Origin of the sequence: Pseudomonas sp. R5(2019) (genome assembly GCF_009905435.1) — a bacterium.
Classification (GTDB): Bacteria; Pseudomonadota; Gammaproteobacteria; order Pseudomonadales; family Pseudomonadaceae; genus Aquipseudomonas.
This window is the reverse complement of the sequence record NZ_JAAAMT010000004.1, coordinates 109,134-129,396: the sequence shown is the minus strand read 5'-3', so window position 1 is coordinate 129,396 and position 20,263 is coordinate 109,134. Positions and strand designations below refer to the sequence as shown.

Sequence of the window (20,263 nt, the reverse complement as noted above, 5' to 3'; positions counted from 1 at the left end):
GCGCACAGCAACGGTGCCAAGAGCGGTCAGGGCCTCGGGCGAAGCGCTACCCAAGGCGTCACTTCAGCGCACAACCGCGTTCGATTTCGGGGCAGGTCGTTACCAAAATTTCCATGTGTAAGTGGTGATCAGACGGTTCTCGACCCAGTCGTTACCGTGGCTGAACTTGGCGACCACATTGCCGGCCTCCACGCCCACGCCTTTGAGCGGGCCGCTTTGCACCACATAAGACAGCACCAGATTGCGCTCGTGTTCGGCCGCCTGGCTCAGGTTGGCGCCACGGTCCACCGAGGTGCCCTTGAGGTAGCGGGTCATGAATTTCAGGCCCGGCACACCGATGGCGGCAAAGTCGTAGTCATAACGGGCCTGCCAGGATTTCTCGTTGGGCTTGATGAACGCCACCCGAGACCAGTTCACCAGAAACGGCTGAGGCACGTAGCCCGCCAGGGTCGGGAAGTTGCTGTCGCCGAGCATGCGCTGATAGCCCACACCGAAGGCATGCCCGCTCTTTTTCAAGGTGGTCATGGCGCCATAGGAGCGGTTGTCGATGTCGCCGTAGAGGGCATCGCCGTCTTCGCTGTTGTTGAAGTAACGCAGGTCGGTTTTCAGCGCATATCCAGCGCCCAGGTCGGCCAGATGAGTCACGCCCAGGTAGTGCTGCTGGTAGATGTCTTCCAGCTGTGCGTAGAAATAGCTGCCGGTCAGTGAGGGGCTGAAGGCATAGCTGGCGCCGGCGAAGTTGAGGCCGTCACTGGTGCGGCGCAGGCCGGAGCCGGTCTGCAGGTACATCTTTTCGTAGTTGGAAGAGTTACGCGCACCGATCTGCGTCAGGCGCCCGGCGGTCAGCGTCAGGCCGTCGATTTCCCTGGATTCGAGCAGCCCACCGCGATAGGTCGTGACCAGTTGGCGCGAATCGTCGATCACCACCACGGGCAGAATCGGCCGCAGTTCGCCCAGTTTCAGCTCGGTTTTCGAATAGCGCATTTTCAGCGTCACACCGCCGCGGCCGTATTCATCGGCCTGCTCCTGACGGCTGCGGCTGTAGGGGATGATGGTGTCATCGCCACGCCCGCCACCGCCGTCCAGGCGATAGGCATATTGCACCGCTGCATCGAGACCGAATTGCACCGGGCCTTCGGTGTAGCCGGAGGCAAAGCGCAGGTCGAAACCCTGAGTCCAGCTGCCCACCCGCGAACGGGCCGGGTTGTCTTCCTTGAAATCCCGATCGATGTAAAAGTTGCGGGTGCCCAGCGCCAGGCTGCTGTCACTGACCACATCCGCGTGCGCCAACAAGGGTGTCAACAGCCCAACTGCTTGTACCCCCCGAACCAGCCACGTTTTATCCAACATATTAGTTCTTCCCCAGTCGCATTTATCGCAACACATGAATAGAAGGCCCTTCAGGTACAGAACCCAAGGCCATGAGCAGTGGCAGTTTCTTGTTACCTGCGGCGAGACACTCTGGTGGTGCTTCGGTTGAAATTAAGCCGCAATAAGTTCGTCAGCGGCTATCCCGTTACTGAAGGACAAATAGCCATTTGCTCAGCGGCCATCGGCGAACAAAACCCGTGTTTGCGGGGCTGGAGCGCCTGCAGTCGGGGAACAGAGCCGATTTTACGGATGGGTTTCGACCAATAAGCGGATAGACCCTGCAGGCCACCCCCTCATTAAATGGAGGCATGAATTAGCCCATTGGCCGAGGACGGGGATATGACAACTGCACGAAGTGTCGAACAGTGGAAAAGTTACATTGAAAGTTGCCTGGACTTGCGCCCGGCAGACGGTGTTTATCGCATCGCCCGCGACATGTTCACCGACCCGGAACTGTTCGACCTGGAAATGGAACTGATTTTCGAGAAGAACTGGATCTACGCCTGCCACGAAAGTGAAATCGCCCATAATCACGATTTCATGACGATGCGCGCCGGGCGCCAGCCGCTGATCATCACCCGCGACGGTGAAGGCCGCCTCAACGCCCTGATCAACGCCTGCCAACACCGTGGCACCACCCTCACCCGCGTCGGCAAGGGTAACCAGTCGACCTTCACCTGCCCCTTCCATGCCTGGTGCTACAAGAGCGATGGCCGGCTGGTGAAGGTCAAGGCGCCGGGCGAATACCCCGAAGGCTTCGACAAGGCCACCCGTGGCCTGAAAAAGGCCCGAATCGAAAGCTACAAGGGCTTTGTGTTCGTCAGCCTCAACGTGGACGGTACCGATACGCTGGAAGACTTCCTCGGCGATGCCAAGGTGTTCTTCGACATGATGGTGGCGCAGTCGCCCACCGGCCAGCTTGAAGTGCTGCCGGGCAAGTCGTCCTACACCTACGACGGCAACTGGAAACTGCAGAACGAGAACGGCCTGGACGGTTATCACGTCAGTACCGTGCACTACAACTACGTGGCTACCGTGCAGCACCGCCAGCAGGTCAACGCCGAGAAAGGTCTGACTGCCAGCGACACCCTGGACTACAGCAAGCTGGGCGCCGGCGACAAGGAAACCGACGACGGCTGGTTCGCCTTCCACAACGGCCACAGCCTGCTGTTCAGCGATATGCCCAACCCGGCGGTGCGCCCCGGCTACGCCACCATCATGCCGCGCCTGGTCGATGAATACGGCCAGGGCAAGGCCGAGTGGATGATGCACCGCCTGCGCAACTTGAACATCTACCCGAGCATGTTCTTCCTCGACCAGATCAGCTCGCAGCTGCGGATCATCCGCCCGCTGGCCTGGAACAAGACCGAGATCAACAGCTTCTGCCTGGGCGTGGTCGGCGAGTCGGACGCCGATCGGGAAAACCGCATTCGCCAGTTCGAAGACTTCTTCAACGTGTCCGGCATGGGCACCCCCGATGACCTGGTGGAGTTTCGCGAAGCCCAGCGCGGCTTCCAGGCCCGCCTGGAGCGCTGGAGCGACATCTCGCGCGGCGAAGGCAAATGGGTCGAAGGCGCCACCCGCAACAGCGAAACCATCGGCATCAATCCGGCACTGACCGGCACCGAGTTCACCCATGAAGGTCTGTACGTCAACCAGCACGCCAACTGGCAGCGTTTTTTGCTTGAGGGCCTGGCGCGCAAGGCGGCCGAACAACAACCGTTGAAACTGCGTGAGGTGTGAACATGAATTCGCAACTGCAATACCGCGTCGAGCAATTTCTTTATCGCAACGCCGAGGCCTGTGATGCCCAGGACTGGGACGCTTATCTGGCCATGTTCAGCGAGGACAGCGAATTTCATCTGCCGCAATGGGACTCGGAGCACGTCTACACCACCGACCCGAAAAAAGGCATGTCGCTGATCTACTACCCCAACCGTGGCGGCCTGGAAGACCGGGTGTTCCGCATCCGCACCGGCAAGGCCGCCTCGACCATCCCGATGCCGCGCACCCTGCACCTGGTCAGCAACGTGCGCATCGCGCCGCTTGCGGATGATGAGCTGGAAGTGCGCGTCAACTGGAGCACCCTGTACTACCGCATGCAGACCGCCGAGCAGTTCTTCGGCCGCGCCACCTACCGCCTGCGGCCCGACGGCGAGCGCTGGAAGATCGCCCGCAAGCACGTGGTGCTGCTCAACGACACGATCAACTCCGTGCTCGATTTCTACCATCTCTGAACCCTGCGGATTAACGCTCATGACGTACAAGGTCGCCTTCAGTTTCGCCGACGGCAAAACACTCTTCTGCAACGTGCAGAACAATGAAATCCTGCTCGATGCGGCCCTGCGCAGCGGGATCAAGATTCCGTTGGACTGCCGCGAAGGGGTTTGCGCGACCTGTCAGGGCCGCTGTGAATCCGGGCAGTACACCCAGGACTACGTGGACGACGAAGCGCTCTCGGCCAACGACCTGGCCGAGCGCAAGGTGCTGACCTGCCAGACCCGCGTGCAATCGGACGCCGCCTTCTATTTCGACTTCGACTCGAGCCTCTGTGGCAGCAGCGGGCCGAGCAGCCTGCAAGGCACCGTGAGCGAGGTGCGGCAGGTGTCCCCGACCACCGCCATCGTGCACGTGGAAGTCGGCGACGCAGGCAAAGCGCTGGATTATCTGCCAGGCCAGTACGCCCGTCTGCAAGTGCCTGGCACCGAGCATCGGCGCTCATACTCCTTCGCCTGCGCGCCGGGCAGCAGCAACCTGCAATTCTTGATTCGCCTGCTGCCCAGCGGCGTGATGACCGACTACGTGCGCGATCGCTGCCAGGTCGGTGACGTCATCCACATGGAAGCGCCGCAGGGTGCCTTCTACCTGCGCCATATCGACCGCCCGCTGGTGATGGTGGCCGGCGGCACCGGGCTGTCGGCGTTCCTGGGCATGCTCGACCGGATTGCTGACCAGGGCGGCTGCAGCCACCCGGTACACCTGTACTACGGCGTGCGCGAGGCCGCGGACCTGTGCGAGGTCTCGCGCATCGGGGCCTATGCCGCACGGATTCCGGGGTTTCGCTTCACGCCGGTGGTCAGCAACCCCAACCCCGACTGGCCGGGCAAGACCGGCTATATCGCCGAGCACCTGGAGCTGGCCGAGCTGCGCGACCAGCCGTTCGACCTGTACCTGTGCGGCCCGCCGCCGATGGTCGAGTCCATCAAGGACTGGCGCCAGCAGCACGGCCTGGAACACAGCCGCCTGTACCTGGAGAAGTTCACCGAAAGCAACAGCTGACGCAGCGCCCCATAACAACAATCAATCGGCCCGACCGAACACTGAATCACTGCCCTCATCGACTTCCTACCGTGCCTTGGCACGAACCACTTCATAGGCCGCCTCATGAAAAACCTGGTATTGCGTGCATGTCTGGCAACCTCCCTCTGCGCGGCAACGGCTGCACAGGCCCTGGAGCCTGTCCGAATCGGCTTCATCACCACCCTCTCCACCCCCGCCGGCTACCTGGGCGAAGACTCGCGCGACGGCTTCCAGCTGGCGATCGATCAGGAAGGCGGCAAGCTCGGCGGCGTGCCGGTGCAGTTACTGGTGGAAGATGACGGTTTGCAACCGGCCAAGGCCAAGCAGATCGCCGACCGCATGAGCCTGGACGGTGTCTCGTTGTACACCGGGGTGATTTTTTCCAACGTGCTGGCGGCGGTGATCAACACCGCCACCAAGGACGGCTTCTACGTCAGCAACAACACCGCGCCGTCGACGCTTGCCGGTGAAAAGTGCATGGCCAACTACTTTGTCGGCTCCTACCAGAACGACACCCCGCACGAGATGGCCGGTGTCGCGGCCAACGAGCTGGGCTACAAGAAGATGGTGATCCTGGCGCCGAACTATCAGGGCGGCCGTGATGCACTGGCCGGCTTCAAGCGCACCTTCAAGGGCGAAGTGACCGAGATCTACACCAAGCTCAACCAGTTGGATTTCTCGGTGGAGCTGGCGCGCGTTCGTGCGCTGGCGCCGGATGCAATCTTCCAGTTCCACCCGGGCGGCGGCGGCATCAACTTCGCCAAGCAATACGGCGGCTCGGGGCTGTCGGCGCAGATCCCGATGGTGGTGCCGGTGTTCTCCATGGACGAACGCATGCTCGCCGCCACCGGCGAGGTGGCCAAGGGCACCAACATCGTCACGCTCTGGAACCCGCAGTCGGCCAACCCGGCCAACCAGGCCTTCGTCAAGGCCTTCACCGAGAAGTACAAGCGCGCCCCCACGGTGTATGCCGCACAGACCTATGACACCGCACGGCTGATCGGTGCTGCCCTGAAGACCTCCCAGGGAGATCTGAAAGACCAGGCGGCCTTCCGCGCGGCGATGAAAAACGTGAAGTTCGATTCCATTCGCGGTGACTTCAGCTTCGCCCAGAACCAGCACCCGGTGATCGACTGGTACCTGCTGCAAGTCCAGACCGGCGCCGATGGCAAGCTCGTCGAAGTGCCGATCAAGACCCTGGCCACCCGTCACGTCGACAGCTACGCCGCTCAATGCTCGATCTGACCGGCACCTGAGCCCCGTCCTCGCCCTGCAGATTGCCTGCGGGGCGTTTTCATGAGGAACGCAGCAATGCTATTGCTCGAACAGATTCTCAACGGCCTGCAATACAGCGCCCTGCTGTTTCTGCTGGCCTCAGGCTTGACCCTGATTTTCGGCATCATGGGCGTCATCAACCTGGCCCATGGCGCCTTTTATATGGTTGGCGCTTTCTGCGCCGCCTACACCGCCATGGCCACCGGCTCGTTCTGGCTCGGCGGCCTGGCCGCCCTGATCGGCTCGGCCTGCTATGGGGCGCTGATCGAAACCTCGATCATGCGCAGGCTCTACAAGCGCGATCACCTGGACCAAGTGCTGGCGACCCTGGCGGTGGTGTTTTTCAGCAACGAACTGCTGACGCTGATCTTCGGTCGCAGCCCACCCGCCATGCCCACGCCCGAATGGTATTCGAGCTTCGTCGAGGTGCTGCCGGGCCTGATGTATCCGGTCAGCCGGTTGCTGTTTATCGCCGCAGGGCTGGTGGTGGCGGTTGGCATGTGGCTGCTGATCAACCACACCCGCCTGGGCATGCTGATTCGCGCCGGTGCCGATGACCATGAAATGGTCGGCGCGCTGGGCGTCAACATCGCACGGCTGTACACCCTGGTGTTTGTCTTTGGCTGCGTGCTCTGCGGCCTGGCCGGTTTCATGGCAGCGCCACTGCTGTCGGTGGAAATCGGCATGGGCGAGAAGATCCTGATCACCACCTTCGTGGTCATCGTCGTCGGCGGAGTCGGCTCGGTGCGCGGAGCGCTGGTAGGGGCCTTGCTGATCGGCATGGTCGACAGCCTGGGCCGCGCCTACATTCCGCCGCTGCTGGACCCACTGCTGCCCAGCGAAACCAGCGGCACCCTGAGCGCCGGGCTGATTTCGGCCAGCGCCTACATCGTCATGGCCCTGGTGCTGCTGGTGCGCCCGCGCGGCCTGCTGCCGGCCCGCGCCTGAGGAGAACGCTATGTCACCACGCCTTATCATTGACCTTGCGTGCCTGGCGACCTTCGCCTGCATGCCGCTGCTGGCCAGCTGGTTGCACGAACCCTATCTGGTCAGCTTCTTCACCCGCCTGGCGATCTACGGCATGGCGGCCATCAGCCTGGACCTGCTGATCGGCTACGGCGCCATGGTCAGCTTCGGCCATGCTGCGTTCTTCGGCCTGGGCGGTTATATCGTCGGCATCGTTGCCTTCCACACCTCACAGGGCATGCCGCTGTGGGGCTGGGAAGGCAGCAACAGCGCGCTGGTGGTGTGGCCGCTGGCACTGCTGATCTGCGCGCTGTTCTCGCTGCTGGTGGGTTATCTGTCGCTGCGCACCACCGGCGTGCAGTTCATCATGATCACCCTGGCGTTCGGCCAGATGCTGTACTTCGTGCTCAGTTCGCTGTCGCTGTACGGCGGCGACGACGGCATTCTGCTCAATGAGCGCAATACCCTCGGCGCCCTGGACCTGGGCGATGCCAACCACTTCTACTACCTGTGCGTGGGCTTGTTGGCCGGCTGGTTGCTGCTGTGCCGGCGGCTGGTCAATTCGCGCTTCGGCTTTGTACTGCGCGGGCTCAAACAGAGTGAGCGGCGCAGCATCAGCCTGGGCCTCAAACCCTTGCGCTATCGCCTGACCGCCTTTGTCATCGCCGGTACCGGTGGTGGCCTGGCGGGGATTCTGTGGGCCAACTATGCGCTGTTCGTCAGCCCCGACATGGGCGCCTGGCACAAGTCCGGAGAGCTGATGGCGATGGTGATTCTCGGCGGCGTCGGTACCTTGCTCGGCCCGTTGCTGGGCGCGGCGACCTACCTGGGCCTGGAACAGGTACTGAGCCAGTGGACCGAGCACTGGATGCTGATCTTCGGGCCGCTGCTGTTGCTGGTGGTCTTGTTCGGCAAGAAGGGCGTTTACGGCTTGCTGCTGAGCCTGTTGCAGCGCAAACCGAAAGCGGCCGCCGTCAAACCGAACACCGCCGTGGAGGCACGCCCATGAGCGCTCAACTGTCGATCCGCGATTTGCACAAAGCCTTCGGCGCGGTGAAGGCCACCAACGGCGCCAGCCTTGAGCTGGCCAAGGGCGAACTGCACGCAATCATCGGCCCGAACGGCGCCGGTAAATCCACCCTGATCGCCCAGATCGCCGGCGAGATTTTCCCCGATCACGGCCAGATCCACCTCAACGGCCAGGACATCACCCGCGTACCGGCCTGGCAGCGGCCGCGCCTCGGCCTGGCGCGCGCTTTTCAGGTCAGCCAGCTGTACACCGAGTTCACCTTGCTGGAAAACGTCGCCCTGGCCATCGCCGCGCGCGACGGCAAGGCGTTCGGCATGTGGCGCCCACTGAGCCGCGACGCCCGTCTGCTGCAGCCGGCCCTGGGCTATTTGCAGCAGGTAGGCCTGGGACTGCGGGCGCAGCATCCGGTCAACGAGCTGTCCCACGGCGAGCGGCGGCAGCTGGAGATCGCCTTGGCGCTGGCTCAGGAAGCGTCGGTGCTGTTGCTGGATGAGCCGATGGCCGGCATGGGCGCCGACGAATCTGCGCGCATGACCGAACTGCTGCACAGCCTCAAGGGCCGCTACGCGATCCTGCTGGTGGAGCACGACATGGACGCGGTGTTCGCCCTCGCCGACCGCATCACGGTGCTGGTGTATGGCCAGACCGTGCTGACCGGCAGCGTCGAACAAGTGCGCAACGACCCGCAAGTGCGGGCCGCTTACCTGGGAGAAGAACATGCTTGAAGTTCAGGGCTTGAAAGCGGGCTACGGCCTGAGCCAGGTGTTGTTCGACATGCACCTGAGCATCGAGCAGGGCCAGGTGGTGTCGCTGATCGGCCGCAATGGCATGGGCAAGACCACCACGGTCAAATCGATCATGGGGTTGCTCAAGCCCAGTGCCGGCAGCATCCGCATCAACGGCACGGAAATGCGCGGCGCAGCACCCTATCGCATTGCCAAGGCCGGCCTGGGCCTGGTCCCGGAGGGCCGGCGCGCGTTCGGTACCTTGAGCGTGCGGGAAAACCTGCTGGCCACCGCCACGCGCGGCAAGTGGGACCTGGCGCGGGTCTATGAACTGTTCCCGCGCTTGCAGGAGCGTCAGGACCAGCTCTCACGCACCCTGTCGGGCGGCGAGCAGCAGATGCTAGTGGTCGGCCGCGCGCTGCTGACCAACCCCAGTTTGCTGATTCTCGACGAAGCCACCGAAGGCCTGGCGCCGATCATTCGCGAGCAGATCTGGAACTGCCTGGCCACCCTCAAAGCCGAAGGCGAGACGATTCTGGTGATCGACAAAAATCTCAAGGAGATGGCCCGGGTGGTCGACCGTCATCACATCATCGAGAAGGGGCGGCAAGTCTGGGATGGCACGCCGCGGGAGCTGGCGGCGCAACCGGAACTTTCGCAACGCTACCTGGGCGTGTGAGCAACCATGGACCTGAATCAGGCTTACAACAACGTTGAAGCGGTCGGTAACTTTCCACAGATCATGCAGCGTTTTCGTGCGCGCCATCGCGAGCAAGCTTTGCCACGCCCATCTCCATCCCTGCCGAAGCTGCGCAGATTGCTCTTGATCGGGTAGGAGCAAGGCTTGCCTGCGATGGCATCACCTCGGTGTATCAGCTACACCGCGGCGACTGTATCGCGGGCAAGCCTTGCTCCCACAAAATGATCCCCACTCCAGATCGGGAGGAGTGGAGATCGGCGTGGGAGCAAGGCTTGCCCGCGATGCTTTTCAGGCCCGCAATCACTCTCGCCAGAAGTGGATACCGGTTTGCCGTTTGCGGCTTTTTTGCCCTCCTCAAGCTTCATACAGTGACTACGAATTCAAACAGGAATTGCGTATGTCCAGCCTCTCGCTCAGGGTCCAACAGATCGAGCTTCTGACCCCCAGAATCCGCCGCGTGCTGCTGGTGTCCAGCGACGCCCAACCACTGCCGGCCTTCACCGCCGGGGCGCATCTTGAGCTGCATGTGCCGGGCCATCGCGCTCAGCGCCGGGCCTACTCGCTGGTCAACCTGCCCGACGGCGAACACTACGAAATCGCTGTCCAGCTGGAAGAAACCGGTACCGGTGGTTCGCGTTGGGTGCACTCGCTCAAGGTCGGCGATGAACTGCAGGCCGACGCACCTCGCAACCACTTCCCGCTTAACGAAAACAGCGAACATGCACTGCTGATCGCCGGCGGCATCGGCATCACACCGATGCTGGGCATGGCGCGTGCGCTGCAGGCGGCGGGCAAGCCCTTCACCTTGCACTACGCCGGTCGAGACGAGGCGCAGATGGCCTACCTGCAAGAAGCCCGCGCGTGCGTCGACAGCCACTGCTGGATCAGCGGCGGCGACCCGCAGAAACGCTTCCCTGCAACCGCGATTCTGGCCGCGCCACAGGCCGGCCTCCACCTCTACATCTGCGGCCCCGCCACCCTGCTCAACAGCGTGCTGGCCTGCGCCCGCGAACGGGGCTGGGCAGAAGATCACCTGCACTACGAGCTGTTCAGCGGCGCACTGGAAGTGGCCGGCGATCAAGGCTTTGAAGTGCATCTGCGCGAGAGCGGTGTGAGCCTGCAAGTGGCGGCTGGGCAAAGCGTACTGGACGCCATGCTCGAAGCCGGCCTGGACCCGATGTTCGACTGCCGCCGGGGCGATTGCGGCGTGTGCGTCACCCAGGTCATCGAAGGCCAGGCCGACCACCGCGACATCTGCCTGTCGGAGCGCGACCGCGCCAGCGGCAGTTTCTGCACCTGTGTTTCCCGTGCCAGCAGCGCGCTGCTGGTGCTCGATCTGTGACAAGCCGAGGATATCCCGTGATACCGACCAACGAGCAAATCGCTGCCTTGATCCGCGAGGACAGCGTGCACAAGAGCGTCTACACCGACCCGACCCTGTTCAAGCTTGAGATGGAGCGCATCTACGGCAACGCCTGGATCTACGTCGGCCATGAAAGCCAGGTGAAGAACGCCGGTGACTACCACACCACCCGCATCGGCGATCAGGACGTGATCATGGTGCGCGGCGCCAACCAGAAGGTCAGCGTGCTGTACAACCGCTGCCCGCACAAGGGCGCCAAGCTTGTGGCCGACGGTGACGGCAGTGTCGGCAAGTTCTTCCGCTGCCCGTACCACGCCTGGACTTTCAAACTGGACGGCCAGCACCTGTCGGCGCCACTCAAAAGCGGGTTCGAAGGCACCTGCTACGACCCCAGACACCCGGACTTTTCCATGGTCAGCGTCGCCCGCGTCGAAACCTATCGCGGCTTCGTGTTTGCCAGCCAAGCGGCGTTCGGGCCAGACCTGAAATCATTCCTCGGCGGCGTCATTACCTCCATCGACAACCTCTGCGACCGCTCACCCGTCGGTGAAGTCGAAGTGGCCGGCGGCATCTTCCGCGTGCAGCAGCGCTCGAACTGGAAGGTGTTCTACGAGAACCTGCACGACACCATGCATGCTCGGGTCACTCACGAATCCTCGGTGGACGCTGCACGCGGCGAAGCCGAAGCCCTCGGTGAAATGCCATTCGAACTGCTGATCATGGACGGCAACGGCGAGCCCTACGACTTCTGGGAAAAGCTCGAGCTGCGCGCCTATCACAACGGCCACGGCTACATGGAAGCGATCTTCGACCCGGCCGCTGCCGAGCGCGATGAGGTCTCCCGCGCCCACTTCGAATGCCTGAGCGAGGCCTATGGCGAACAGCGCGCCAAGGAGATCCTCGGCATGAACCGCCACAACACGGTGATCTACGGCAGTGGCTCGCCGCACACGGTGTTCATGCAATTTCGGGTGATTCGCCCGATCGCCGTGGATCAGACCATGGTCGAGATCCAGACGTTCCGCTGCAAAGGCGCCCCGGATGCAGTGTTCGACCGGGCGCTGACCTACGCCAACGTCATCAACTCACCCTCCTCCAACGTCATGCCCGACGACGTCGAAGTCTATGCCCGCTGCCAGGAGGGCAACATGACCCGTGGCGGCGACTGGATCAGCATGCACCGCTATGTCGGCACCGACCAGCAGCTGGAAGACGGCGCGGTGTCCACCAACGGCACCAGTGAACTGCCGATGCGCAACCAGTTCGCCGCCTGGAAACAGTTCATGACCGCCACCCTGATCGCCAAGGAGAGCACCCATGCTGCTTGATCGCCGAATCGACGTCGACACCCGCCAGTTGACCCCCGCCCAGGTCCCGACCGAGACCCTGCGCCAGATCGAACAGTTTCTCTACCAGGAGGCGCGACTGCTGGATGAGCGGCGCTTCTGGGAATGGGACACGCTGTTCACCGCCACCGGGATGTACTGGGTGCCGCACAAGCACGAACAGGACAACCCTTTCGACCATATCTCGCTGTTCTGGGAAAACCGCATGCTGCGTGAAGTGCGGATTCGCCGGGTGGAAAACGCCCGCAACTGGTCTCAGCAACCGCAGACCCAGACCGCCCACCTGGTCGGCAACGTGATGATCGAAGGCCTCGACGCCCAGGGCCTGTTAGTCGTCAGCGCCAGCTTCCAATACAGCGAATGGCGCCTGGAGCAACGCCAGCTCGCCGGCCGCTACACCTACAAGCTGGCCGCTCAGGAAAGCGGCGGCTGGCAGATCCAGCTCAAGCGCGTGGACCTGATCAACTGCAACGACGTGTTCGCCAACCTTGAGGTGTTCGTGTGATGAACGCGCCGGTGGTGATCGCACTGCACTATCAGAACGACGTACTGCACCCCGAAGGCAAGATTCGGGTCGGGCTGGGTGCCGACGACAGCGGGCGCGCATTACTGCTCGACGCTGCCGGCAGATTATTGGCTGGAGCACGGGCAAAGGGCTGGCCGATCGTTCACGTACGCGTGGCGTTTCGCCCGGACTACGCCGACCTGATCCAGAATGCGCCGATTCTGCGCAATGTCGCCGCCATCGGCGCTGCTCAGGAAGGCAGCTGGGGCGCCGAGTTTTTCAGCGCCCTGGCGCCGCTCGACAGCCGCCGCGAATTCGTCGTCACCCATCACCGGATCAATGCCTTTTATGGCTCGCCGCTGGAAACCGTGGTGCGCCAGTTCAATCCCTCGCACCTGCTGATCGCCGGTGTGGCGACCCACTCCGTGGTGGAAAGCACGGTGCGCCATGCGGTCGATTGCGGCTTCGAAGTGACCGTGGCAGCGGATGCCTGCGCCTGCGCAGACAGCGGCGTACAGGCGGCCTCGCTGGCAAGCATGGCGCTGATCGCCCGCATCAGCGACGTCAATCAGGCACTGGAGGACTTGGCATGATGCTCGAAGGCAAGGTCGCGATTATTACCGGCAGTACGCAAGGGCTGGGCCTGGACATCGCTCGTCAGCTGTTGGCCGAGGGCGCACAGGTGATGCTGGTCGGGCGCAACGCTGACAGCGGTCAGGCACTGGCGGATGAATTGGGTTGCGCGTTTTCAGCCTGTGACGTGGAGCGCGACGAAGACATCGACGCCTGCATCATTGCTACGCTGGCACGCTTCGGCAGGCTCGACATTCTGGTCAACAATGCCTGTCTGTATGCCGATCATGGGCTGGCCTCGGACCGGGCGCAGTGGCTGAAAACCCTGAACGTCAATCTGGTGTCGGCGGCGATCTTTACCCAGAAGGCCGCGGCGCACCTGCCCAGCGGCGGCGTGGTGATCAACATTGGCAGTACCGGTGGAAAATTCGGCGCGGCCGGGCGAGCGCTCTACCCCGCGTCCAAGGCCGGCATCCTGCAACTCAGCAAAAACCTGGCCATGACCCTGGCCCCGGAGGGAGTCCGCGTGCTAAGCGTGTCCCCGGCCTGGACCTGGTCGCCGAGCGTGGCCGAATTCAGCGGCAACGATCCGCAGTTGGCCGATCAGGTCGGGGCGCCGTTTCACCCGCTCGGGCGCATTGGCCGGGGCCATGAGATCGGCAGCGTGGTGGCCTTTTTGTGCAGCGCGGGCGCCGGCTGGATGACCGGTGTCGATGTGCCAGTAGACGGCGGTTTTTCGATTCTCGGGCCGGACCGTGGCGTGTCGCCGCGGGTCTGGTTCCAACAGCACCGTGACAGCCAATAAAACCTGATAACCGAATGAGGCAGATGATATGGGCAAGATGATTGAAATCCCGGCAACGGACAGCAGCGCCACCTTCAGCGGCTATCTGGCAGTGCCGGTCGGCGGCAAGGGCCCCGGGGTGGTGATCGGCCAGGAAATTTTCGGCGTGAACGCCAACATGCGTGCGGTGGCTGACTTCTACGCCGAGGAAGGTTATGTCGCACTGGTGCCGGACCTGTTCTGGCGCCTGCAACCGGGTATCGACCTGGGCTACACCGAAGCGGATTTCGCCATTGCCATCGACCTGTTCCAGCGCCTGGACGTGGACAAGGCTATCACCGACATCGACGCCAGCTTCAGCGCCCTGCGCGCCCTGCCGGAAGTCGAAGACAGCGGCCTGGGCTACGTCGGCTTCTGCATGGGCGGCAAGCTGGCCTGGCTGACCGCCACGCGCACCCAAGTGGCCTGCGCAGTCGGCTATTACGGCATGGGCATCGAACACCTGCTGCACGAGTCCGAGAACCTCAAAGGCCGGTTGGTGCTGCATTTTGCTGAAAACGATGGCTACTGCGACGCCAATGCCCGCGCCCGGATCAGCGAGCACCTGGCCGGCAACGACAAGGCTGAAGTCTACGTGTACCCAGGTGTCGACCACGCCTTCGCCCGGGCCGGCGGCATGCACTACGACAAACCGGCCTCGTTGATGGCCCACGAACGCAGCATCGCCGCGCTCAAGCGCGAGATAGGGCCAAACTTCAACCTGTCAGCCCTATGGGAAGAACACATCCGCCACGAGTTCGGCACCCGCGACGTACCCGCCACCATGGCAACCATGGTCGCCGAACCCTACGTCAACCATATTCCGACCATGACCGGCGGTGTCGGCGCAAAAGAGCTGAGCCGCTTCTACCAACACCATTTTGTCCACGGCAATCCACCGGACATGAAACTTATCCCGATCTCCCGCACCGTCGGCGCGCTGCAGATCGTCGATGAATTCATCATGTGCTTCACCCACAGCACCGAAATCGACTGGATGCTGCCCAACGTGGTTCCGACTGGCAAATACGTTGAGATACCTATGCTGGGCGTGATCAAGTTCCGTGGCGACAAGCTCTACCATGAGCATATCTACTGGGACCAGGCCAGCGTGCTGGTACAGATTGGGTTGTTGAACCCTGAGGGGCTGCCGGTGGCGGGGGTAGAGACGGCGAGGAAATTGCTGGATGAGCAGTTGCCGTCCAATGCGTTGATGGGGCGTTGGGATCAAAGCGCGGGCGAATAAACATCTTCGGATGCAAGCGGTAACTGTAGGAGCGGCGGTCCGGCGTCCCGGCCTGGCCGCGATGGGCCGCGCAGCGGCCCCTGAGGCCAGCGATATCTGCAACATATCTTGCAAGTGCAGCGGTTTCAGAATCGTCGGGGGCCGCTTCGCAGCCCATCGCGGCCAGGCCGGGACGCCGGACCGCCGCTCCTACATGAAAACGCGGAAAATTGATAAACTCGATCGACAAATCACAGTCACAAAAAAAGCGACCCGAAGGTCGCTTTCTTTGTTGCTTCGAGGAGTTCAAGGGCCTCGAGGCGGATATGGCGCAGCGGACGGGACTCGAACCCGCGACCCCCGGCGTGACAGGCCGGTATTCTAACCGACTGAACTACCGCTGCGTATCGCTCAGACTTTCGCCTGATTGAAACTGGGATCTGGCATGAAGGCTTCGGTGCCTTCAAACCTCAAACCGGATGTTACCCCGATCTGGAGAAAAGTGGCGCAGCGGACGGGACTCGAACCCGCGACCCCCGGCGTGACAGGCCGGTATTCTAACCGACTGAACTACCGCTGCGCATAGTGTGGACTCTCGTCCGGTTCCTCTCTTACTCAACACTTCTTTTGGAAGCTTGAATCAGGAACATCTCAGGAAGTGGTGGGTGATGACGGGATCGAACCGCCGACCCTCTGCTTGTAAGGCAGATGCTCTCCCGGCTGAGCTAATCACCCTTTTGCTTCGCTTCGCTTTCGCTGGCTAGCTTTGCTTCGCTGAGGCCGCGAAATTTACGCAGGTAGCGGACCTAAGTCAATACCCTGATTGAAGTTTTTTTAAAAAAGCTTCAAATCGACCCTTTCCACCTACCTGCCCAAACCGCTTCCAATACCGCGTGAAACTCGTTGCTTGCTGTTACGCCCAGATCATCTTCCTGGTCATGCCGCCGTCGACCATGTCGCACGACCAGTCGATCACAGAGCGGCCAGGCCCCGTGCCAGATCAGCCTGCAGGTCAGCTACGTCTTCCAGCCCCACGGCCACCCGGATCAGGCTGTCGCGAATACCGGCAGCCTCACGCTCCTGCGGCGACAGACGGCCGTGGGAAGTGGTGCCCGGGTGGGTGATGGTGGTTTTGCTGTCGCCCAGGTTGGCGGTGATCGAAATCAACCGGGTGGCATCGATAAAGCGCCAGGCGCCCTCTTTGCCGCCCTTGACCTCAAAGCTGACCACCGCACCGAAGCCGCGCATCTGGCGCTTGGCCAGTTCGTGCTGCGGGTGGCTGGCCAGACCTGCGTAGTGCACCTTCTCGATGCCGTCCTGCTGCTCCAGCCACTCAGCCAGAACCTGGGCATTGGCGCAGTGAGCGCGCATGCGCAGGTTCAGCGTTTCCAGGCCCTTGAGGAAGATCCAGGCGTTGAACGGGCTCAACGACGGCCCGGCGGTGCGCAGGAACCCGACCACTTCCTTCATCTGCTCGCTGCGACCGGCAACCACACCGCCCATGCAACGGCCCTGGCCGTCGATGAACTTGGTGGCCGAGTGCACGACGATGTCGGCGCCGAGCTTGAGCGGTTGCTGCAAGGCCGGCGTACTGAAACAGTTGTCGACCACCAGCATGGCGCCCTTGGCATGTGCCACTTCGGCCAGTGCGGTGATGTCGACCAGCTCAGCCAGCGGGTTGGACGGGGTTTCGACGAACAGCAGGCGGGTGTTGGCCTTGATCGCCGCATCCCAGCCCGCCACATCCGCCAACGGCACGTAGTCGACTTCGACGCCGAAGCGCTTGAAGTACTTCTCGAACAGGCTGATGGTCGAGCCGAATACACTCTGCGAGACCAGCACGTGGTCACCGGCGCTGCACAGGCTCATGACGGTCGACAGAATCGCCGACATGCCGGTGGAGGTGGCAACCGCCTGCTCGGCGCCCTCAAGCGCAGCGATGCGCTCTTCGAAGGCCCGAACGGTCGGGTTGGTGTAGCGCGAATAAACGTTGCCCGGTACTTCACCAGCGAACCGCGCAGCCGCATCGGCTGCGGTGCGGAACACGTAGCTGGAGGTGAAGAACAGCGGATCGCTGTGCTCACCTTCCGGCGTGCGGTGCTGGCCCGCCCGGACGGCCAGCGTGTCGAATGCTACGCCTTCCAGGTCACTGTCCAGTCGCCCGGCATCCCAATCCTGTGTCATGCCGCTGCTCCTCAGTTGTTGTAAAGGTCGATGATCGCGCTGACGGCCTGAGTCTTGGCCTTGGAAGCGTCGTTACGGGCCTGCTCGATCTTGTCCAGGTAGGCTTCGTCGACGTCGCCGGTGACGTACTGGCCGTCGAATACCGCGCAGTCGAAGTGCTCGATCTTGACCTTGCCGCCACCGACCGCTTCGATCAGGTCAGACAGGTCCTGGTAGACCAGCCAGTCTGCGCCAATCAGGTCGGCCACGTCCTGGGTGCTGCGGTTGTGGGCGATCAGCTCATGGGCGCTTGGCATGTCGATGCCATACACGTTCGGGAAGCGCACCGCTGGGGCGGCCGAGCAGAAGTAGACATTCTTGGCACCGGCTTCGCGGGCCATCTGAATGATCTGCTTGCAAGTGGTACCACGAACGATCGAGTCGTCCACCAGCATCACGTTCTTGCCGCGGAATTCCAGTTCGATGGCGTTGAGCTTCTGGCGCACGGATTTCTTGCGCGCTGCCTGGCCCGGCATGATGAAGGTCCGGCCGATGTAGCGGTTCTTGACGAAACCTTCGCGGAATTTCACGCCCAAGTGGTTCGCCAGCTCCAGTGCAGCGGTACGGCTGGTGTCCGGAATCGGGATGACCACGTCGATATCGTGCTCGGGACGCTCGCGCAGGATCTTCTCGGCCAGCTTCTCGCCCATGCGCAGACGCGCCTTGTAGACCGAGACGCCGTCGATGATCGAGTCAGGACGGGCCAGGTAGACGTGTTCGAAGATGCACGGGTTCAATTGCGGATTGGTCGCGCACTGACGGGTGTGCAGCTGACCGTCTTCGGTGATGTACACCGCTTCGCCCGGCGCGAGGTCGCGAATCAGGGTGAAGCCGAGCACGTCCAGCGAGACGCTTTCGGAGGCGATCATGTATTCGACGCCTTCGTCGGTGTGACGCTGGCCGAACACGATCGGACGAATGGCATTCGGATCGCGGAAACCGACGATGCCGTAACCAGTGATCATGGCCACCACGGCGTAACCGCCACGGCAGCGATTGTGCACATCGGTTACCGCGGCAAACACGTCTTCTTCAGTCGGTTGCAGCTTGCCACGCACCGCCAGCTCATGGGCGAAGACGTTGAGCAGCACTTCCGAATCGGAATTGGTGTTGACGTGGCGCAGATCGGACTCGTAGATCTCCTTGGCCAACTGTTCAACGTTGGTCAGGTTACCGTTGTGCGCCAGGGTGATGCCATACGGCGAGTTGACGTAGAACGGCTGGGCCTCTGCCGAGGTCGAGCTGCCCGCGGTCGGGTAACGGACGTGGCCGATACCCATGTGCCCTACCAGGCGCTGCATATGGCGCTGTTGGAATACATCCCGAACCAGCCCGTTGTCCTTGCGCAGGAATAACCGGCCATCATGGCTGGTCACAATACCGGCAGCGTCCTGGCCGCGGTGCTGGAGGACGGTTAGCGCGTCATACAGCGCCTGATTGACGTTCGACTTACCGACGATACCGACGATGCCACACATGCGACGCAACCCCTACTTAATGAATCTGAACTGAACAACACTCATGGCGTCTTGGGCCCCAAGAGTTGCTCCTTGAACGGAAGATCAGCCGGTGCGCTGATCCCGCTGGCAAGCCACTGACTGGACATCCCCAGTATGAGGTTTTTCGACCAGTCTGCGACCAATAGAAATCGGGGCAAGAGCCGAGACTCTTGCCACCACGGATCCTGCTGTACCGGCCCCAGGCTCAGAAGCCCGGCGGCCACAACCACCAGCAAGCCGCCGCGAGCGGCACCAAAGGCCATGCCGAGGAAACGATCGGTCCCGGAAAGCCCGGTGACGCGAATCAGTTCGCCGATGAGAAAGTTGACCATCGCGCCGACCAGCAAGGTGGCAACGAATAAAATGGCGCAGCCGGCGATGATGCGGGCCGACGGTGTTTGAATATAGCTTTCCAGGTACTGTGACAACGAACCGCCGAACATCCAGGCGACGGCCCCGGCGATGATCCAGGTAAGCAGCGACAAGGCTTCCTTGACGAAACCGCGCTTCAAACTGATCAAACAAGAAATGGCGATGATCGCGATGATCGCCCAGTCGACCCAGGTAAATGCCACAGTGCAGCCTACAGACGGATTAGGCGCCGCATTTTAGCAGAGCGCTGGCCCGTCGGTAAGCGGCTATTGCGATGTGAAGCCCTGGATCAACCGCGCTCGGGCTGGAAGCGCACGACAAATCCCTTGAGGTTCTGCTGACGGTCCAGCAGATCACGCAGGCGATCGGCCTCCGCGCGCTCGACCAAAGGCCCGACAAATACCCGGTTCATGCCGCCGCTGGTGCGGATATAGGCGTTGTAACCCTGGCTGCGCAGTTTTTTTTGCATGGCTTCGGCATTGGCCCGGCTGGACAGGCTGGCCAGCTGGATCGACCAGCTGACGGGCAGGCCGTTGGCATCGACCTTTTTCGCCGCGGTATCCGGCTTCGCGGCGCTGGTGACCGGCGGTGCAGCGGCCGGGGCAGGCTTGGCGGCGGGTGCCGGCGCGGGTGCTGGTGCCGGCTTGCTGGCGGCAACGGCGGGTGCCGGCTGCGTCGTTGCAGCGGGTGCAGTCGATGCGGGCGCAATGGGCATGCTGGGCGCCGAAGAGGTTGCAGACGCCTGCGTGGTCGGCTCGGGAATCACTTCGGGTTCGGGCACCTGCACGGGCTCGACCTGAACCTGAGGCATGGTCGGCGCTGCCGGGGCCGCCGGGGCCTCGACACGCACCTGGCGCTGTTCATCCTCGCGGGAAAACAGCATCGGCAGGAAAATCACCGCCAGCGCCACCAGTACCAGCGCACCGACCATGCGCTGCTTGACCACATTATCCAGCAAAGCCATTTG

19 protein-coding genes and 3 tRNA genes are annotated in these 20,263 nt (G+C 62.4%); 14 read left to right on the top strand and 8 right to left on the bottom strand.

Translation table 11 applies throughout. The features are described from left to right. Positions 1 to 99: 99 nt before the first annotated feature. Entirely contained in the window at positions 100 to 1,350 is a 1,251-nt protein-coding gene (locus GUY40_RS04670; RefSeq protein ID WP_166567769.1) for an OprD family porin, read from the bottom strand. A 360-nt stretch (positions 1,351 to 1,710) separates the two neighbouring features. On the opposite strand from GUY40_RS04670, the gene antA reads away from it, so the two are divergent. The 14 genes from antA to GUY40_RS04600 all read left to right on the top strand — a co-directional run bounded on the left by antA (position 1,711) and on the right by GUY40_RS04600 (position 15,223). After that, a complete protein-coding gene (gene antA, locus GUY40_RS04665) occupies positions 1,711 to 3,114 on the top strand; it encodes an anthranilate 1,2-dioxygenase large subunit (protein WP_166567768.1) in 1,404 nt (467 codons plus the stop codon). Positions 3,115 to 3,116: 2 nt separating this feature from the next. Further along, positions 3,117 to 3,608 carry an anthranilate 1,2-dioxygenase small subunit gene (gene antB, locus GUY40_RS04660; RefSeq protein WP_166567767.1) on the top strand — a complete coding sequence of 164 codons (492 nt, stop codon included), beginning with the start codon at positions 3,117 to 3,119 and terminating at the stop codon, positions 3,606 to 3,608. A gap of 19 nt (positions 3,609 to 3,627) precedes the next feature. Further along, positions 3,628 to 4,650 (top strand): anthranilate 1,2-dioxygenase electron transfer component AntC, encoded by a 1,023-nt coding sequence (gene antC, locus GUY40_RS04655; protein WP_166567766.1) that lies wholly within the window; start codon positions 3,628 to 3,630, stop codon positions 4,648 to 4,650. Between the two features lie 105 nt (positions 4,651 to 4,755). Next, positions 4,756 to 5,916, top strand: coding sequence for an ABC transporter substrate-binding protein (locus GUY40_RS04650; RefSeq protein WP_166567765.1), 1,161 nt, complete (start codon positions 4,756 to 4,758; stop codon positions 5,914 to 5,916). Positions 5,917 to 5,982: 66 nt separating this feature from the next. Continuing rightward, the gene (locus tag GUY40_RS04645) at positions 5,983 to 6,894 is read left to right on the top strand and encodes a branched-chain amino acid ABC transporter permease (RefSeq protein WP_166567764.1); all 912 of its coding nucleotides are present in this window, start codon (positions 5,983 to 5,985) and stop codon (positions 6,892 to 6,894) included. Positions 6,895 to 6,904: 10 nt separating this feature from the next. Next, positions 6,905 to 7,921 carry a branched-chain amino acid ABC transporter permease gene (locus tag GUY40_RS04640; protein WP_166567763.1) on the top strand — a complete coding sequence of 339 codons (1,017 nt, stop codon included), beginning with the start codon at positions 6,905 to 6,907 and terminating at the stop codon, positions 7,919 to 7,921. Then, a complete protein-coding gene (locus tag GUY40_RS04635; protein ID WP_166567762.1) occupies positions 7,918 to 8,667 on the top strand; it encodes an ABC transporter ATP-binding protein in 750 nt (249 codons plus the stop codon). The genes GUY40_RS04640 and GUY40_RS04635 overlap by 4 nt, the downstream gene beginning before the upstream one ends. Then, positions 8,660 to 9,346, top strand: a complete 687-nt coding sequence (locus GUY40_RS04630; RefSeq protein ID WP_166567761.1) for an ABC transporter ATP-binding protein — start codon at positions 8,660 to 8,662, stop codon at positions 9,344 to 9,346. The genes GUY40_RS04635 and GUY40_RS04630 overlap by 8 nt, the downstream gene beginning before the upstream one ends. A gap of 418 nt (positions 9,347 to 9,764) precedes the next feature. Further along, complete coding sequence (locus GUY40_RS04625; RefSeq protein ID WP_166567760.1) at positions 9,765 to 10,709, top strand: PDR/VanB family oxidoreductase; 945 nt, start codon at positions 9,765 to 9,767, stop codon at positions 10,707 to 10,709. 17 nt (positions 10,710 to 10,726) lie between these two features. Then, on the top strand, positions 10,727 to 12,058 hold the full coding sequence (locus GUY40_RS04620; RefSeq protein ID WP_166567759.1) for an aromatic ring-hydroxylating dioxygenase subunit alpha: 1,332 nt from the start codon (positions 10,727 to 10,729) through the stop codon (positions 12,056 to 12,058). Beyond that, complete coding sequence (locus GUY40_RS04615; RefSeq protein ID WP_166567758.1) at positions 12,048 to 12,581, top strand: aromatic-ring-hydroxylating dioxygenase subunit beta; 534 nt, start codon at positions 12,048 to 12,050, stop codon at positions 12,579 to 12,581. The genes GUY40_RS04620 and GUY40_RS04615 overlap by 11 nt, the downstream gene beginning before the upstream one ends. Further along, a complete protein-coding gene (locus tag GUY40_RS04610) occupies positions 12,581 to 13,174 on the top strand; it encodes a cysteine hydrolase family protein (protein ID WP_166567757.1) in 594 nt (197 codons plus the stop codon). Before GUY40_RS04615 ends, GUY40_RS04610 begins: the two co-directional genes overlap by 1 nt. Then, a complete protein-coding gene (locus tag GUY40_RS04605) occupies positions 13,171 to 13,959 on the top strand; it encodes an SDR family oxidoreductase (RefSeq protein WP_166567756.1) in 789 nt (262 codons plus the stop codon). Before GUY40_RS04610 ends, GUY40_RS04605 begins: the two co-directional genes overlap by 4 nt. A 28-nt stretch (positions 13,960 to 13,987) precedes the next feature. Beyond that, entirely contained in the window at positions 13,988 to 15,223 is a 1,236-nt protein-coding gene (locus GUY40_RS04600; RefSeq protein ID WP_166567755.1) for a dienelactone hydrolase family protein, read from the top strand. 306 nt (positions 15,224 to 15,529) lie between these two features. On the opposite strand, the gene GUY40_RS04595 is transcribed toward GUY40_RS04600, so the two are convergent. From GUY40_RS04595 to GUY40_RS04565, 7 genes are all read right to left on the bottom strand, one after another. Then, positions 15,530 to 15,606: transfer RNA gene (locus GUY40_RS04595), tRNA-Asp, on the bottom strand. Between the two features lie 99 nt (positions 15,607 to 15,705). After that, positions 15,706 to 15,782, bottom strand: a tRNA-Asp gene (locus GUY40_RS04590). Positions 15,783 to 15,861: 79 nt separating this feature from the next. Then, positions 15,862 to 15,937 (bottom strand) — tRNA-Val (locus GUY40_RS04585). A 237-nt stretch (positions 15,938 to 16,174) separates the two neighbouring features. Continuing rightward, positions 16,175 to 17,386 carry an O-succinylhomoserine sulfhydrylase gene (locus tag GUY40_RS04580; protein WP_166567754.1) on the bottom strand — a complete coding sequence of 404 codons (1,212 nt, stop codon included), beginning with the start codon at positions 17,384 to 17,386 and terminating at the stop codon, positions 16,175 to 16,177. An 11-nt stretch (positions 17,387 to 17,397) separates the two neighbouring features. After that, positions 17,398 to 18,903, bottom strand: coding sequence for an amidophosphoribosyltransferase (purF, locus tag GUY40_RS04575; RefSeq protein ID WP_166567753.1), 1,506 nt, complete (start codon positions 18,901 to 18,903; stop codon positions 17,398 to 17,400). Positions 18,904 to 18,944: 41 nt separating this feature from the next. Beyond that, a complete protein-coding gene (locus GUY40_RS04570) occupies positions 18,945 to 19,499 on the bottom strand; it encodes a CvpA family protein (protein ID WP_166567752.1) in 555 nt (184 codons plus the stop codon). A gap of 86 nt (positions 19,500 to 19,585) precedes the next feature. Further along, positions 19,586 to 20,260: an SPOR domain-containing protein gene (locus tag GUY40_RS04565; RefSeq protein ID WP_166567751.1), complete on the bottom strand. Its 675-nt coding sequence runs from the start codon at positions 20,258 to 20,260 to the stop codon at positions 19,586 to 19,588. Positions 20,261 to 20,263 lie beyond the last annotated feature (3 nt).